14 protein-coding genes are annotated in these 15963 nt (G+C 71.6%); 11 read left to right on the forward strand and 3 right to left on the reverse strand.

All coding sequences use genetic code 11. The features are described 5' to 3' along the window. Positions 1-35 precede the first annotated feature (35 nt). From ACFVSL_RS14080 to ACFVSL_RS14090, 3 genes are all read left to right on the forward strand, one after another. A complete protein-coding gene (locus ACFVSL_RS14080) occupies positions 36-986 on the forward strand; it encodes an ROK family glucokinase (protein WP_386941603.1) in 951 nt (316 codons plus the stop codon). Between the two features lie 49 nt (positions 987-1035). After that, a complete protein-coding gene (locus ACFVSL_RS14085; protein WP_386941604.1) occupies positions 1036-1725 on the forward strand; it encodes a lysophospholipid acyltransferase family protein in 690 nt (229 codons plus the stop codon). A gap of 80 nt (positions 1726-1805) precedes the next feature. Continuing rightward, the gene (locus ACFVSL_RS14090) at positions 1806-3176 is read left to right on the forward strand and encodes a class II 3-deoxy-7-phosphoheptulonate synthase (RefSeq protein ID WP_386941605.1); all 1371 of its coding nucleotides are present in this window, start codon (positions 1806-1808) and stop codon (positions 3174-3176) included. A 180-nt stretch (positions 3177-3356) separates the two neighbouring features. On the opposite strand, the gene pknB is transcribed toward ACFVSL_RS14090, so the two are convergent. Further along, positions 3357-5279, reverse strand: coding sequence for a Stk1 family PASTA domain-containing Ser/Thr kinase (gene pknB / locus ACFVSL_RS14095; RefSeq protein WP_386941606.1), 1923 nt, complete (start codon positions 5277-5279; stop codon positions 3357-3359). An 82-nt stretch (positions 5280-5361) separates the two neighbouring features. Further along, complete coding sequence (locus ACFVSL_RS14100) at positions 5362-6600, reverse strand: LysM peptidoglycan-binding domain-containing protein (RefSeq protein ID WP_386941607.1); 1239 nt, start codon at positions 6598-6600, stop codon at positions 5362-5364. A gap of 197 nt (positions 6601-6797) precedes the next feature. Between ACFVSL_RS14100 and ACFVSL_RS14105 the strand changes: the two genes are divergently transcribed. Continuing rightward, a complete protein-coding gene (locus ACFVSL_RS14105; RefSeq protein ID WP_386941608.1) occupies positions 6798-7136 on the forward strand; it encodes an Rv2175c family DNA-binding protein in 339 nt (112 codons plus the stop codon). A gap of 36 nt (positions 7137-7172) precedes the next feature. Here ACFVSL_RS14105 and ACFVSL_RS14110 read toward each other — a convergent pair whose 3' ends face one another. Beyond that, the gene (locus tag ACFVSL_RS14110; protein WP_386941609.1) at positions 7173-8285 is read right to left on the reverse strand and encodes a polyprenyl synthetase family protein; all 1113 of its coding nucleotides are present in this window, start codon (positions 8283-8285) and stop codon (positions 7173-7175) included. A 74-nt stretch (positions 8286-8359) separates the two neighbouring features. On the opposite strand from ACFVSL_RS14110, the gene ACFVSL_RS14115 reads away from it, so the two are divergent. The 7 genes from ACFVSL_RS14115 (at position 8360) to murF (ending at position 15953) form a co-directional block, all read left to right on the forward strand. Next, positions 8360-8743, forward strand: coding sequence for a DUF3040 domain-containing protein (locus ACFVSL_RS14115; protein ID WP_386941610.1), 384 nt, complete (start codon positions 8360-8362; stop codon positions 8741-8743). Between the two features lie 300 nt (positions 8744-9043). Then, positions 9044-9475, forward strand: coding sequence for a division/cell wall cluster transcriptional repressor MraZ (mraZ, locus tag ACFVSL_RS14120; protein ID WP_026378744.1), 432 nt, complete (start codon positions 9044-9046; stop codon positions 9473-9475). A 104-nt stretch (positions 9476-9579) separates the two neighbouring features. Continuing rightward, positions 9580-10533 carry a 16S rRNA (cytosine(1402)-N(4))-methyltransferase RsmH gene (gene rsmH / locus ACFVSL_RS14125; protein ID WP_386941611.1) on the forward strand — a complete coding sequence of 318 codons (954 nt, stop codon included), beginning with the start codon at positions 9580-9582 and terminating at the stop codon, positions 10531-10533. Next, positions 10530-11123: a hypothetical protein gene (locus ACFVSL_RS14130; RefSeq protein ID WP_386941612.1), complete on the forward strand. Its 594-nt coding sequence runs from the start codon at positions 10530-10532 to the stop codon at positions 11121-11123. Before rsmH ends, ACFVSL_RS14130 begins: the two co-directional genes overlap by 4 nt. A 42-nt stretch (positions 11124-11165) precedes the next feature. Continuing rightward, positions 11166-12983 (forward strand): peptidoglycan D,D-transpeptidase FtsI family protein, encoded by a 1818-nt coding sequence (locus ACFVSL_RS14135; protein WP_386941613.1) that lies wholly within the window; start codon positions 11166-11168, stop codon positions 12981-12983. Positions 12984-12996: 13 nt separating this feature from the next. Further along, positions 12997-14544: a Mur ligase family protein gene (locus ACFVSL_RS14140; protein WP_386941614.1), complete on the forward strand. Its 1548-nt coding sequence runs from the start codon at positions 12997-12999 to the stop codon at positions 14542-14544. Next, positions 14541-15953 carry a UDP-N-acetylmuramoyl-tripeptide--D-alanyl-D-alanine ligase gene (murF, locus tag ACFVSL_RS14145; RefSeq protein ID WP_386941615.1) on the forward strand — a complete coding sequence of 471 codons (1413 nt, stop codon included), beginning with the start codon at positions 14541-14543 and terminating at the stop codon, positions 15951-15953. Before ACFVSL_RS14140 ends, murF begins: the two co-directional genes overlap by 4 nt. The last annotated feature ends 10 nt before the right edge of the window (positions 15954-15963 follow it).

Consider the following 15963-nt stretch of genomic DNA (forward strand, 5'->3'; position numbering starts at 1 on the left):
TCGTTCCTCTTTTGTCCCAGAAAGGCGGCGTCCGCGTGCACGCGATCGGAATCGACATCGGGGGGACGAAGATCGCCGGAGCGGTCGTCGACGAGCTCGGCGGCATCGTCCGCAGCGACCGCGTCCCGACGCCCGCCGGCGACGCGGCGAGCCTCGAGACCGCCGTCGTCGAGATGATCGAGGGCCTCCGCGCCGGCGAGGAGATCGGCGCCGTCGGCGTCGCCGCGGCCGGATTCGTCGACGCCGCGCAGTCGACCCTCTACTACGCGCCGAACATCGACTGGCGCAACGAGCCGTTGCGCGAGAAGCTCGAGGCGCGCGTGGGCGGCACCGTCGTCGTCGACAACGACGCAAATGCGGCGGGCTGGGCCGAGTTCCGGTTCGGCGCGGGGCGTCTCGTCAGCGACATGGTCATGCTCACGATCGGCACCGGCGTCGGCGGCGCGATCGTCGCGAACGACCGGCTGTTCCGCGGCGGATTCGGCGCGGGCGCCGAGCTCGGCCACCTCCGCGTCGTGCCCGACGGGCTCGCGTGCGGCTGCGGCCAGCGCGGGTGCATCGAGCAGTACGGCTCGGGGCGGGCCCTCCTGCGCATGGCCGGCGAGATCGCCGACGCCGGCGGGATCGGGCAGGCGCTCGCACGTGCCCGCGCCGAGCACGGCGAGCTCGACGGCGCCCTCGTCGGCGGGCTCATCGCCGAGGGCGACCCCGGCGCCGTCGCGGCGCTGCGCCAGCTCGGGCACTGGCTGGGCGAGGCCGCAGCGAGCCTCTCGGCGGTGCTCGACCCGCAGCGCTTCGTGTTCGGGGGAGGCGTCGCGATCGCGGGCGACCTGCTGCTCGACCCCATCCGCGAGTCGTATCTCGAGCACCTCCCGGCGCGGGGCTACCACCCCGAGCCCGATTTCGTCGTCGCCGAGCTCCAGAACGACGCCGGCGTCGTCGGCGCGGCCGACCTCGCCCGCGTGTGGGTCGCCGAGCACGCCTGAGCGGGCCGGCGGTAGGCTGATCGATGCGCCACGAGAAGGGAGCCGCGCGGTGTTCTACTGGATCATGAAGAACCTCGTGATCGGGCCGATCCTCCTCTCGATCTTCAGGCCGTGGGTCGTCGGGCTCGAGAACGTGCCCAAGGAGGGCGCCGTGGTGCTGGCGTCGAACCACCTCTCCTTCATCGACTCGATCTTCCTGCCGCTCGTCGTCGACCGCCCGGTGGTCTTCCTCGCGAAGAGCGACTACTTCACCGGCAAGGGGCTCAAGGGCTGGGCGACCCGCGTGTTCTTCCAGGCTGCCGGCCAGCTGCCGATCGACCGCTCCGGAGGCAAGGCCTCCGAGGCATCCCTGAACACCGGTCTCCGCGTGCTCGCCGAGGGCAGCATCCTCGGCATCTACCCCGAGGGCACCCGCAGCCCCGACGGCAAGCTCTACCGCGGGCGCACCGGCGTCGCGCGCATGGTCCTCGAATCGGGCGTCCCCGTGATCCCCGTGGCGATGATCGGCACCGAGCACGTCATGCCCATCGGCACCCGGCTGCCGAAGGTGCGCCGCATCGGGATCATCGTCGGCGAGCCGATCGACTTCTCCCGCTTCGAGGGTCTCGAGGGCGATCGCTTCGTGTTGCGTTCTGTGACGGACGAGCTCGTCTACCGTCTCCGCGCGTTGAGCGGCCAGGAATACGTCGACGTGTACGCGAGTTCCGTGAAGGAGCAGCGGGCCTCCCAATCGCGGTAGGCTCGAGGCGCGGCGGCGCGAACTGCGTCGCCGTTCCGCATCACGGCGCACCAGCGCCCCTCACCCCTCAGGACACACCCGTGGTACAGCTTGTCGAGCCCTTCGTGAACGCAGATCCTTCCGTGATCGCGGGCCTCGACTATTGGCGCGAGCTGCCGATCAAGCAGCAGCCCACCTGGCCCGACGCCGAGGCGGCGCGCGCGGCCTCGGCCGAGCTCGCCACGCTGCCGCCGCTGGTCTTCGCGGGCGAGGTCGACACGATGCGCGAGCGCCTCGCGGCCGCCTCGCGCGGTGAGGCCTTCCTCCTCCAGGGCGGCGACTGCGCCGAGACCTTCGCCGGTGCGACCGCCGACCAGATCCGCAACCGCGTGAAGACGGTCCTGCAGATGGCCGTGGTGCTCACGTACGGCGCCTCGATGCCGGTCGTGAAGATGGGCCGCATGGCGGGCCAGTTCGCGAAGCCGCGTTCGAGCGACCACGAGACCCGCGGTGACGTGACGCTGCCCGCGTACCGCGGCGACATCGTCAACGGGTACGACTTCACGCCCGAGTCGCGCGCCGCCGATCCCGGTCGCCTGATCCGCGGCTACCACACGGCCGCGTCGACGCTGAACCTCATCCGCGCCTTCACGCAGGGCGGCTTCGCCGACCTGCGCCAGGTGCACTCGTGGAACCAGGGCTTCGCGAAGAACCCCGCGAACTCCCGCTACGAGTCGATGGCGCGCGAGATCGACCGCGCCGTGAAGTTCATGGATGCCTGCGGTGCCGACTTCGAGGCGCTCAAGCACACCGAGTTCTACACCGGCCACGAGGGCCTGCTGATGGACTACGAGCGGCCGATGACGCGCATCGACTCGCGCACGGGCACTCCGTACGTCACGAGCGGCCACTTCATCTGGATCGGGGAGCGCACGCGCGAGCTCGACGGCGCGCACGTCGACTTCCTCTCGCGCGTCCGCAACCCGATCGGCGTGAAGCTCGGCCCGACGACGAGCCCCGAGACGATGCTCGAGCTCATCGAGAAGCTCGATCCCGAGCGCGAGCCGGGCCGTCTCACCTTCATCACGCGCATGGGCGCGGGCAAGATCCGCGAGGCGCTGCCGCCGCTGCTCGAGGCCGTCAAGCAGAGCGACGCGAACCCGCTGTGGGTGACCGACCCGATGCACGGCAACGGCATCACGACGCCGACCGGCTACAAGACCCGTCGTTTCGACGACGTCGTCGACGAGGTCAAGGGCTTCTTCGAGGCGCACCGCGCGGCCGGCACGCACCCGGGCGGCATCCACGTCGAGCTCACCGGCGACGACGTCACCGAGTGCCTCGGCGGCTCCGAGCAGATCGACGAGGCGACGCTCGCGACGCGCTACGAGTCGCTGTGCGACCCCCGCTTGAACCACATGCAGTCGCTCGAGCTCGCGTTCCTCGTGGCCGAGGAGCTCGCGGCGCGCTAGCCCGCACGATCCCCGACGTCGGCGCGGGGCATCCCCTTCTCGGGCGGATGCCCCGCGCCGAACTCGTGCTCCCGGGACGCACGCCGACGACGGGGAAGGCCGGGACGCGGGCCGGCACGGTCGAAGGCGTGTGCAGGCGCCCCGCTGGACCGCCGCGCGGAGCCGACGTGCCGGTGCCGCTCAGACGGTGAGGGTGGCGACGAGGGTGATCGTGCTGCCGCGGATCGCCTGCGTCTCGGCGGCCGGGTTCTGCTCGCTCACGGTGGCGAAGGCGATGAAGGCCTCGGGGAAGCTGTGGGCGACCTTGAACCCGGCGGCCTCGAGCTCGTCGATCGCGTCCTGGAGGGGCTTGCCGACGACGTTCGGCACCGCGACCAGGTCCTGGCCCTTCGACACCGTCAGCTCGACGGTCGACCCCGGGCGCATGGGGTCGCTCAGCCAGTCGGCGGTGACGACGTGGTCCTTCGGGACGTCGTTCGAGAAGACCGGGTCCTTGTAGGTCACCTCGAGCCCGGCGTCCTTCAGCTTCGCCTCGGCGTCGGCGACGGCGAGGCCCTCGACGGGCGGCACCGGGCCGACCGAGACGATCAGGGTGACCTCGCCCCGCTCGGGGTAGCTCGACGGAAGCGCCTCGCCGTCGGCGCCCAGGGCGCCGATCACGGAGCCGGGCGGCACGTCGGCCGAGAACTGCTCGACGGGGTCGAGGAGCGTGAACTCGGCGAGCAGTTCGTTCGCCGCGTCGACCGGCTGGCCGACGACGTCGGGCACCTCGAGGATGCGCGGCCCCTCGGAGACGAGGAGGATCACCGTAGAGCCGTTGCGCGCCGAGCTCCCGCCGGCGGGATCGGTGTCGATGACGGAGCCTGCGGCGATCTCGGGATCGGTGCGGGTCTCCTGCTTCACCTGGAACCCGGCGTCGGTGAGCAGCTCGAGCGCCGCCTCGGGCGTCTTCGCGGTCGTGTCGGGGATCGTCACGTACGCGCCGGGGCCGGCGCCGAAGTACCAGCCCGTTCCGGCGGCGAGGCCGGTGACGAGGAGGACGAGCGCGAGGATCCAGTAGCCGCGCCGCTTGCGTCGTGCGGCGCTCGTCGAGAGCTCGGCGGCGTCGTCGCCGTCCGACCCCTCGGCCGTCGCGACCGCCGCGGGAGCGGCGAGCGCCGCTGCGCCGAGCACGCGCGTCTCGGCCGTGGCGGTGCCCAGCGGCTCGCCGGCGGCGGGCAGCACCATCGTCGCCTGGGTGGTGAGCGGGACGTGCGAGGAGCGCAGCACCGGCTCGGCCTCGCGCAGGCGGTCGAGCAGCTCGCGGGCGTCGCGTGGGCGCTCGTCGGGGTCGCGGCGCGTGGCCCAGAGCACGAGCTCGTCGAGCTCCGCCGGCACGGCCGGGTTCTTCGAGCTGGGTGCCGGGACCTCGTCGTTCGCGTGCTGGTACGCGATCGTCATCGGCGCCTCGCCGACGTACGGCTGCTCGCCCGTCAGCATCTCGAACATCATGATGCCGACGGCGTAGATGTCGCTGCGAGCGTCGGCGACCCCGCGGGTCACGAGCTCGGGGGAGAGGTAGGCGATCGTCCCGAGGAGTGCCTGCCCCGTCGCGGTGTTCGCGCTGGCGGCGCGGGCCAGCCCGAAGTCGCCGAGCTTGATGCGGCCGTCGTCGGCGAGCAGCACGTTCTCGGGCTTGAGGTCGCGGTGCACGATGCCGGCCTTGTGCGCCGCGGCGAGGCCGGAGAGCACCGCGTCCATGATGTCGACGGTCTGCTCGGGGGTGAGCTTCTTGTAGTCCTTCAGGAGCTCGCGGAGCGTGATGCCGGGCAGGTACTCCATGACGAGGTACGCCATGTCGGCGTCCTGGCCCTGGTCGAAGACGTTCACGACGTTCGGGTGCGCGAGCCGGGCGGCCGAACGGGCCTCCTGCACGAAGCGCGTCTTGAAGGTGTTGTCGTCGGCCAGGTGACCGTGCATGATCTTGATCGCGACCCGCCGCTCCAGACGGAGGTCGGTCGCGAGGTAGACGGTCGCCATGCCGCCACGGGCGATCCGGGAGCGCACCTGATAGCGGCCGTCGATGAGACGGCCGATCATCGGGTCAGCGGGCGCGTTGGTCACCGTCCGAGTCTACGAAACGGCATATGCCCCGATCTGAACAAACGCCGCAGACGCGCCGATCGAAACCCCATCGTGATGCGGGTCAGCCGAGCTCGGCGAGCCAGGCCTTCGCCTGCGCCTCCCACTTGGCGTAGTGGTCGGGGTGGGCGCTCCGCTGCACCGATTGCGCCGCCTCGGTGAGCGACATCGATTCCCATCCGGGAATGTCGAGCAGCCCGGCGGTGACGCCGGGGTTGGGATTGGTCGGGCCGCCGTAGAAGGCGGTCGCGGCGCGGACCGGGTCGAGCACCTCCTCGACCGTGCCCCAGCCCTGGCTCGGTCGCTGCTGGAAGAGCCCCTGCGAGTCGCGATCGCCGTGCCGGACGTTCTTCAGCCCGGACTCCTGGGCGGCCGCTGCGAGGGCGACGACGATCCCCGAGTCGGGAACGCCGAGCTCTCGCCCCACGTCGACGATGAGCTGGGCGTTGGCGCGCATCTCCTCGGTGAGCACGACGCTCACGGACGCGACGGCGACGACCGGGACCGGCCGGGGGATGGCGAGCCGCTGGCCCGCCCTGATCGTCGCGTTCGCGTCGAGTCCGTTCGCCGCGATGAGCGCGGCGACCTCGACGTCGTTCCGTGCCGCGATGTCCCATACGGTGTCGCCGTCGACGACGAGGTGCGTGTCGGCCGGAGCGGTCGCACCGGGCTCCGCGGCGGATGGCGCGGTGACGGGCGGGGGAGCCGAGGCGTCCGCCGAGCGATCGTCGGCGTCGGGCGGCAGCACGATCGCCTCGCCGGGGAAGATGAGGGACTGGCGGCCGAGTCCGTTGACCCTGAGCAGCTCGTCCAGCGCGACGCCGTAACGCTCGGCGATGCCGCTCATCGTGTCGCCGTCGACGACGAGGTGCTTCGCGATGGCGTCGCGGGCGGGCGGCGCCGGCGCGGCCGCACGGCCGCCGGGCAGTGCGAGGCGCTGGCCGGGGAAGATCAGGCTCGACCAGCCGAGCCCGTTGTGGGCGAGCACCTCCGCGGTCGAGAGGCCGTACCGCTCGGCGATGCCGCTGACCGTGTCGCCCTCGGCGACGACGATCTCCGCCGGCACGGCGCCCGTGGCCGCGGCGGCGCGCACGGCCGCCCCGGAGGTCGACGCCTTCGCCTTCGGCTGGCGCTTGACCGGCTGCGGCGCGGCTTCGGCCGGCTGGGCGATGCCCAGGGTGACGGCCACGGCGCTCACCACGGCGAGCGGCACGGTGAGCAGCCCGCGGATGCCGCGAGCCGGCCCGCGTCCGCCGGGTCGACGCGGTTCGCGCCCGCCGGCGTCGTCGACGTCGTACGCCATGGTTCCCCCTTCGCCGGCCTGGAGCTCCGGCTCTCGCCACCGTCGCACAGGCGTCGGGGCGAGTCAAACACCCGGCCGCGAGTCCGCCGACTCGGGGCGGACGCGGGCGAGGGGGCCGGCCCGCGCCCGTTCCGCCGAACGCCCTCGGCTCGGGGCGCCACTTCCCGGTCGGCCCCCGGACGTGGCAGGCTTGTGCTGTGACCGATGCCGCCCAGACCACCTGGCTGACCGTTCCCGACCTCGTCGAGCTGCTGGGCGAGAGCCCCAGCCGCGTGCGCCGCATGATCGACGACCGGCATCTGCTGGCCGCTCGCGTCGACGGCGTGCTGAAGGTCCCCGCCGTCTTCATCAAGAACGACGCGCCGATGCCCGAGATCCACGGCACCGCGATCGTGCTCGCCGACGCGGGCTTCAGCGACACCGAGGCGCTCGAGTGGTTCCTCGCCGAGGAGGACAGCCTCGGCACCACCCCGATCGACGCGCTGCGCGCCGGCCGGAAGGCGGAGGTCCGACGGATCGCCCAGGCGCTGGCCTGAGCTCGAGCCGGCCGGGCCGAGCGCGCTCCGCGTCGCTCAGCTCGTGCGGCGGGTGACCGTCTTCGCCATCGCGGCGAGCTCGTTGCGGGCCTCGTTGCCGAGCGGTGCGTCGTCGAGGGCCGCGACCGCTCGGGCCGCGTTCCCGGCGATGAGGTCTTCGACCTCGTCGACGGCTCCGCATTCGGTGATCGTGCGCTGCAGCATCCGCACCTGCTCGGCGCTCAGCGACGGGTCGCCGAGGAGTTCGTCGAGGAGTCGCCGCTGTCCGGCCGAGAGCCGTCCGCGTGCGATCGCGATGAGCACGGTCCGCTTGCCCTCCCGGAGGTCGTCGCCGCTCGGCTTGCCGGTGACCTCGGGGTCGCCGAACACGCCGAGCAGGTCGTCGCGCAGCTGGTAGGCGATGCCGAGGGGCAGGCCGAAGTCGCGGAGCGCGCGGAGCTGCGCCTCGTCGGCCCCGGCGATCGAGGCGCCGATCACGAGTGGCGCCTCGATGCTGTACTTCGCCGACTTGTAGACGATGACGCGTTCGGCGCGAACCCGCTGCTCGTCGTCGGGCTGCACGTTCCAGGCGCGCTCCTCGAGGATGTCGAGGTACTGGCCCGCCGTGACCTCGGTGCGCATCCGCATGAACTCGCGACGCGCCGCGCGGGCGGCCGCGCGGTCGCCGAGGGCGTCGAGCCCCTCGTCGAGGATCTCGTCGCTCCAGCCGAGCAGGAGGTCGCCGAGGAGGATCGCCGAGTCGACGCCGAAGTCGGCGGAGTCCCCGGCCCAGCCGGAATCGGCGTGGAGCCCCTCGAAGAGGCGGTGCGCGGAGGGGAGGCCCCGGCGGGTGTCGGAACGGTCGATGAGGTCGTCGTGCACGAGCGCCGCGGCGTGGAAGAGCTCGAGCGCGGCGGCGGCCGAGACGACCGGGAACCGGTCGGGCCCCCCTGCCGACTCGAAGGGATCGAAGCCGCGCGTTCGCACGGACTCCCAGCCCCAGTAGCAGAAGAGTGCGCGGAACCGTTTTCCGCCGCTGAGAAAGCGCCGAGAGAAGCCGTCGAGCGGTTCGAGATCGGCGCTGATCGAGCGGAGAATGGAGGTGCGTTCGGCGAGGAATTCCTCGATGCGTTCGTGCACCATATCGACCAGTCGGGAGCTGTGAGCCACCCGCCTAGCCTACCGACGCAACGCAGGGCTAGAATGGACTCGGATGCGTCGATCCCGAGCCTGAGGGGAAAGAGATGCCGCTTTCAGAGCAGGAGCAACGTCTTCTCGAGGAGATGGAGCGGAACCTCTATCGCAACGATGCCGATTTCGTGCATGCCGTCGGTGGCGTGCGTGGTCGGCGACCGAACTACCGCGCCATCGTGCTCGGCGTGCTGCTCGCCGTCGCCGGCGTCGGTGCGCTGATCGTCGGCGTCGCGACGCAGATCCTGATCGTCGGCATCCTGGGCTTCGCGCTCATGTTCGCCGGCGTGCTCGTCGCGATCACCCCGTCGAAGCGCGGGGCCGCGGCCCCTGCTCCGAGCGAGCAGTCCTCCGGTGCGGCCAAGCCGCGCTCCGGCTCGGGCTTCATGGACCGCATGAACGAGCGCTGGGACCGTCGCCAGGACGGGCACGAGTAGCCACTCCACTTCGCACCACCTGAACGGGCCGATCGTCTGATCGGCCCGTTTTTCGTGTCCCCGGGGCGCCCGTCCCGTCGCCGCGGGGGTCGTCGCGAGGCATCCGGGCCGTGATCGACCCCATTTCGCCCCTCCGGCGTGTCGATTCCCTCCACCTTCCTCCACCCGCGGAAATCCGCGTGAACACGGGAGATCTCCGACCGATCCTCAGCGAATTCGAGCGAATATCGTTGATCGGTGGATGGAGGTGGAGTAAAGTGGGGGCACCTGGATTCTGGCCGGAGGAAAGGGGGTGGTGCGGTGTTCCTCGGGAGTTACGAACCAAAGCTCGATGAGAAGGGCCGCGTCATTCTTCCGGCGAAATTCCGGGAGGAGCTGTCGAACGGGCTCGTGCTGACACGCGGGCAGGAGCGCTGCGTCTACGTGTTCAGCGCTCGCGAGTTCGAGAGCATGAGCGAGAAGATCCGCCAAGCCCCGGTCACGAGCAAGCAGGCACGCGATTACATGCGCGTGTTCCTCTCGGGGGCGTCCGCGGAGACCCCCGACAAGCAGAACCGGGTCACCATCCCAGCCATGCTCCGCAGCTATGCGGGGCTCGACCGGGACCTCACGGTCATCGGCGCCGGCAGCCGGGTGGAGATCTGGGACCAGGCGGCGTGGCAGAGCTACCTCGCCGAGCAGGAGGCGGCCTTCGCGGAGACGGCGGAGGAGGTGATCCCCGGACTCTTCTGATCCACGGGTCCCGACTCCCAGCCGGCCGGGCCTGGTGCACTTCCCCGCATCAGGACGAACGGATGGGGATCAGGGCTCGAAGGCCCGGAAGGCAAGGCGGAATCATGGACATCGAACGCATTCACACCCCGGTCATGCTCGAGCGCACGCTCGAGCTGCTCGCCCCGGCGCTCGAGCAGCGCGGCGCGGTGATGGTCGATGCGACCCTCGGCATGGGCGGCCACACCGCGGCGTTCCTCGAACGCTTCCCCGAGCTCACCGTCATCGGCCTCGACCGCGACACCGACGCGCTCGGCATCGCCCGCGAGCGCCTCGCGAAGTACGGCGACCGGGCCCGCTTCGTGCACACGGTCTACGACGGCATCGCGAAGGCGGTCCGGTCCGAGGGGTTCACCGAGGTGCAGGGCGTGCTCTTCGACCTCGGCGTCTCCTCGTTGCAGCTCGACCGCGCCGAGCGCGGCTTCGCCTACTCGAAGGACGCCCCGCTCGACATGCGGATGGACTTCACGAAGGGGCGCACCGCGGCCGACGTCATCGCGGAGTCGAGCGAGGACGAGCTGCGACGCATCTTCCTCGACTACGGCGAGGAGAAGCTCGCGGCACGCTACGCGCGCGCCATCGTCAGGGCGCGCGAGGAGGCCCCGATCACGCGATCGGCCGAACTCGTCGCCGTGATCCAGGCGGCGACCCCGGTGGCCGTGCAGCGACAGGGGCACCCGGCGAAGCGGGTCTTCCAGGCCCTCCGCATCGAGGTGAACGAGGAGCTGTCGGTGCTCGAGCGGGCGATGCCCGCGGCCCTCGACTCGATCGCCGTCGGCGGCCGCATCGTCGTGCTCGCGTACCAGTCGCTCGAGGACCGCATCGTCAAGCGGGTGCTGCAGGCCGCATCGAGCTCGTCGGCACCCGCAGGGCTTCCGATGGAGCTGCCCGAGCACCGCCCGCAGTGGAAGCTCCTCGTCAGGGGCGCGGAGCTCGCGAGTGAATCCGAGCAGGCGGAGAACCCGCGTGCGAAGCCGGTGCGACTGCGCGCCGCAGAACGAGTGAGGAGGCCGTCATGAGCGCTGTGCCGGCCCAGTCCCTTCCCGCGCCCCGGCGCGCACCCGAGCGGCCCCGATGGCTCCGCCCCGCGCCCGAACCCGGCGGCGGTCGTGCGAAGCCCCGGCTCGCGTACGCGATCATCGCGGTCGCCGGCGTCGCGGTCATCGTCGTCGCGCAGCTGCTGCTCTCGATCGCCATCACGCAGGGCGCCTACGACATCGACGCGGCGACGATGCAGCAGTCCACCCTCGACCGCCAGGAGCAGCAGCTCCGGGAGGACCTCGACCGGGTCGAGTCGCCGCAGTACCTCGCCGCGAACGCCGAGGCGCTCGGCATGGTCCCGAACTCGAACCCGGTGCTGCTCCGGCTCTCCGACGGATCCGTGAGCGGCGACCCGTCCGCGGCGACCGGGGGAGCCGCGGCATCCGCGCCGCTCGTCCCGAATGCGCTCATCGACGGCGTGCCGCTCGTGACCGAGCAGCCCGCGGAGGAGACTCCGAAGGGCGAGACCGCAGCGGGGGCGGCGGGCGGATCGGGGGCCGAGGTCCCCGCTCAGGCTCCGGCACCTCCGCCGGTCGGCGAGGGCCTGCCGACGCCGGCCACCCACTAGCACCAGCACCAGCACCACGAGCACGAACGAGGATCGCAGCGGATGAACCGGACGAGTCGCCACCCGATGCGCAGGATCCTCGCCTCGGCGGTCGTGCTCCTCGTGCTCGTCGGGGTGTTCGTCGTGAAGCTCGTCGACATCCAGGTGGTGCGCGCCTCCGCGCTGAACGCCAAGTCGCAGGATGCGAGATCCCAGCCGGTGAAGGTATGGGGCGCCCGCGGCGACATCGTCGACGCGAACGGCACCGTGCTCGCCGACAGCGTGATGCGCTACGACATCGTCATCTCGCCGAAGCAGGCGCAGCTGGCGGTCCTCGAAGAGCGGCAGAAGAAGGACCCGAAGCGGAAGGCCGAGGTCACGACCGAGGAGCTCGTCGCCGCGCTCGCACCGGCGGCGGCCGAGCTCGGTCCCCTGCTCGGCCTCACCGCCGACCAGGTGATCGGGGTGGTCACCTCGAAGCTCGCGGAGGACCCCGACTCCGACTACGCCTTCCTCGCGAAGCAGGTCGACACGGAATCGTACGAGGCGGTCAAGGCCCTCGACGTCCCATGGGTGTACGCCGAGAAGCACCCCAGCCGCACGTATCCGAACGGCGCGGTCGGCGGCAACCTCCTCGGGTTCGTGCAGCCCGACGACGGCACGCCGCTCCAGGGCCTCGAGCTCGCCGAGGACCAGTGCCTCGCCGGCACCGACGGCGAGGTCAGCTACCTGCACAGCGCGGCCGACTGGGTGCCCATCCCCGGCAGCGAGATCGTGCACAAGCAGGCGAAGGACGGCGGCACGCTGAAGCTCACGATCGACGCCGACCTGCAGTACTTCGTGCAGCGCGTCGCCGAGGAGCAGCGTCGGGCCGTCGGCGCCGACTGGGCGACGGTGACGGTCATGGAGGTGAAGACCGGGCGCCTGCTGGCGATCGCCGACGTGCCGACCGTCGACCCGAACGACCCGTCGGCGACCGACGCCGACGACCGCGGCTCGCGCGCGTTCACGGCGCCGTTCGAGCCCGGCTCGACGTTCAAGGCGCTCACGGCCGCCTCGGTGCTCGACGCGGGCAAGGCGACGCCGGTCGACCAGATCATCGCGCCGTACCGGTACCTGCCGCCGAACGGCGCGAACATCAACGACAGCGCGTATCACGACGACTCGCGGCTCACGCTCACGGGCGTCCTCGTCGACTCGTCGAACACCGGGATGTCGATGTTCGGCGAGCGGATCAGCGACCGGCAGCGCTACGAGGACATGCTCGACTTCGGGCTCGGCGAGCCGACGGAGGTCGGATTCCCCCAGGAGGCCGCGGGCGACCTGCACGGCGACCCCGACGACTGGGACAACCAGACGAAGTACGCGACCATGTTCGGACAGGGCCTCACCACGACCGCCGTGCAGATCGCGAGCGTCTACCAGACCCTCGCGAACGGCGGCGTGCGCATGCCGGTCACGCTCGTCGACGGTTGCACGACCGCCGACGGGGAGACGACCTCCCCGCCGGCGCAGGGCACGAGGGTGGTCTCCGAGAAGGCCGCCGACGAGACGAGCGCGATGCTCGAGCGCGTGTACGCCGAGGGTTGGCTCGCCGACCGGTGGGAGATCCCGGGGTACCGCGTCGCCGCGAAGACGGGCACCGCGCAGGTCGCCGGTCCCGACGGGCAGTACCTGCCCGGCTACCTCGTCTCCGTCTCCGGCTTCGCTCCGGCCGACGATCCCGAGTTCGTCGTTTCGGTGAGCTTCCAGAATGCCGTTAAGATGAACTCGTCCGCCGCATCCGCTCCCGTCTTCCAAGAAGTGATGAGCCAGGTGCTGAAGAAGTATCGGACCGTTCCATCCGGCGCCCCGGCGCCCGATCTGCCAGCCACCTGGTGAGAAAGTTGGGTTCGTGACCGGATCGCCTCCAACGGCCCTCCGGCCGCAGCACCCGAGCCCCCGATCGCTCCGCGGCCTCGCCGAGGAGTTCGGGTTCGACGTGCGCGGCGAGCTCGGCGACCTCGAGGTCACGGGCGCGGGCCTCGCCTCCGGCGCCGTGCGCCCCGGCGACCTCTACGTCGGCGTGCCAGGGCGCAACGCCCACGGCGCCGGCTACGCGGTCGCCGCCCGCGACGCGGGTGCGGTCGCCGTGCTCACCGACGAGGCCGGCGCGACGCTCGCCGCCGAGTCCGGCCTGCCGATCCTCGTCACCCCCGACGCCCGCGCAGCGCTCGGCGAGGTCGCCGCGTGGATCCACCGCACGGCCGAGAACCCGGCGACCACGTTCGCGGTGACCGGCACGAACGGCAAGACGAGCGTCGTGTACCTGCTCTACGGCATCCTCCGCCAGCTCGGCGTGACGGCCGGACTCACCTCGACCGCCGAACGGCGCATCGGCGACGAGGCCGTGACGAGCTCGCTCACCACTCCCGAGGCGAGCGAGCTGCACGCGCTGCTCGCCCGCATGCGCGAGGTCGAGGTGCGCGCCGTCGGCATCGAGGTGTCGGCGCAGGCGCTCTCGCGGCACCGGGTCGACGGGCTCGTCTTCGACGTCGCCGGCTTCACGAACCTCACGCACGACCACCTCGACGACTACGCCGACATGACCGAGTACTTCGAGGCGAAGCGCGAGCTCTTCCAGCCCGATCGCGCCCGCCGCGGGGTCGTCACGGTCGACTCCGAGTGGGGCCGCCGGCTCGTGGCCGAGTCGCGGATCCCGGTGACGACGCTGACGAGCGACGCCGAGGTTCCGGCCGACTGGCGACTCACGATCCTCGACGAGGCGGCCGCGTACACGGCGTTCGCGCTCGACGCGCCCGACGGGCGCCGGCTCGAGACGCGCGTGCCGCTGCTCGGCTGGTACATGGCGGCGAATGCCGCGCTGGCGATCGTCATGCTCACCGAAGCGGGCTACGACCTCGATCGCATCGCCGTCGCACTCGAGCGCGACGGCGGCATCGACGCCTACATCCCCGGTCGCGCCGAGCGCATCTCGGGCGATCGCGGTCCGATCGTCTACATCGACTACGGGCACAGCCCCGACGCGTTCCTCCAGACGCTCGGCGCGATCCGCCGCTCGACCTCGGGTCGCGTCATCATGGTCTTCGGCGCCGACGGCGACCGCGACACGACGAAGCGCGCCGAGATGGGCGCGATCGCCGCCCGTGGCGCCGATGTCGTCGTCATCACCGACTTCCACCCTCGATTCGAGGATCCGGCGGCGATCCGCGCCGCGCTGATCGCCGGCGCGCGCGAGGCCGTGCCCGAACGCGAGATCCACGAGATCGCCGACCCGAGGGCGGCGTTCCGTGCGGCCCTGGCCCTCGCCGGCGACGGCGACGCCATCCTCTACGCCGGACCCGGCCACGAGGACTACCACGAAGTGAAAGGCGTGAAGATCCCGTACTCGGCACGCGAAGACTCCAAGCAGGCGCTCCGCGAAGCGGGGTGGCTCGAATGATCGCGCTCACGCTCTCCGAGATCGCGTCGGCCGCGGGCGGCACCCTCCGTCTCGACGGCTCGCCCGCGACCGCCGAGACCGTCGTCTCGGGCGCCGTCACGACCGACTCGCGCGAGATCGGCGCGGGTGACGTGTTCGTCGCCAAGCGCGGCGAGTTCGACGACGGCCACCGCTTCGCACCGTCCGCGGTCGAGCGCGGCGCCGCCGTCCTGATCGTCGAGCACGCCCTCGAACTGCCCGTGCCGCAGATCGTGGTCGCCGACTCGATCGACGCGCTCGGCGCCCTCGCGACCGAGGTCGTGCGCCGGGTGCGCGCCCTCGGCAGGCTGCGCATCGTCGGCGTCACCGGCTCGAACGGCAAGACCACGACGAAGAACCTGCTGCGCGCCGTGCTCGAGCAGGTCGGCCCGACCGTCGCCGCGCGCGCCTCGTACAACAACGAGGTCGGCGCTCCCGTCACCATGCTCGAGCTCGCGGAGGACACCGAGTTCCTCGTCGCCGAGATGGGCGCCTCCGGCGTCGGCGAGATCGCCCGCCTCATCCGCATGGCGCGCCCCGACGTCGGCATCGTGCTGAAGGTCGGCCTCGCGCACGCCGGCGAGTTCGGCGGCATCGAGAAGACCGTGCAGGCGAAGTCCGAGATGGTCACCGACCTGCTGCCCGGCGACGTGGCGGTGCTCAACGCCGACGACCCGCGAGTCGTTCCGATGGCCGGCCTCACCGACGCCCGCGTCGTCTGGTTCGGACTCGGCGACACCGCCGAGGTCCGCGCGACCGAGCTCCGCGCCCACTCGCGCGGCACCGACTTCACGGTGACGGTGCCCGGCGGCGAGCAGGCTCGGGTGCACTTCGGGGTGCTCGGCGAGCACCACGTCATGAACGCACTGGCCGCGGTCGCGGCATCCATCGAGCTCGGCGTGCCCCTCGCCGACGTGGTCGCCGCCCTCGAGCAGGTGACCCTCGCCGAGCGCTGGCGCATGCAGCTCATGGGCGGTCGCGACGGCATCACCGTCATCAACGACGCGTACAACGCGAGTCCCGACTCGATGTCGGCCGCACTCAAGACCCTCGCCCAGGTGCGAGAGCCCGGCAGCCGCACGATCGCCGTCCTCGGCGAGATGAGCGAGCTCGGCGAGTTCTCGGGGGAGGAGCACGACCGCATCGGCCTCCTCGCCGTGCGCCTCGGGATCTCGCAGCTCGTCGTCGTCGGCCAGGCCGCGCGTCGACTGCACATCTCCGCGATCAACGAAGGATCGTGGGACGGCGAATCGGCGTACGTCGAGACCGCCGACGAGGCCTTCGAGCTCGTCACCGCGGGCGCCCGCCCCGGTGACACGATTTTGGTGAAATCGTCGAACTCGGCGGGTCTCCGCCTGCTCGGCGACCGACTGGGAGAATGGTTCGCGTGAGCGCAGTGCA

Source organism: Agromyces sp. NPDC058064 (assembly GCF_042885275.1).
Classification (GTDB): domain Bacteria; phylum Actinomycetota; class Actinomycetes; order Actinomycetales; family Microbacteriaceae; genus Agromyces.

Bases quoted from the DNA above. Each gene is read 5' to 3' on its own strand.
- ACFVSL_RS14100 (WP_386941607.1), bottom strand. From the start codon at position 6,600: ATGGCGTACGACGTCGACGACGCCGGCGGGCGCGAACCGCGTCGACCC.
- ACFVSL_RS14115 (WP_386941610.1), top strand. From the start codon at position 8,360: ATGCCGCTTTCAGAGCAGGAGCAACGTCTTCTCGAGGAGATGGAGCGG.
- rsmH (WP_386941611.1), top strand. From the start codon at position 9,580: ATGGACATCGAACGCATTCACACCCCGGTCATGCTCGAGCGCACGCTC.
- ACFVSL_RS14130 (WP_386941612.1), top strand. From the start codon at position 10,530: ATGAGCGCTGTGCCGGCCCAGTCCCTTCCCGCGCCCCGGCGCGCACCC.
- ACFVSL_RS14135 (WP_386941613.1), top strand. From the start codon at position 11,166: ATGAACCGGACGAGTCGCCACCCGATGCGCAGGATCCTCGCCTCGGCG.
- murF (WP_386941615.1), top strand. From the start codon at position 14,541: ATGATCGCGCTCACGCTCTCCGAGATCGCGTCGGCCGCGGGCGGCACC.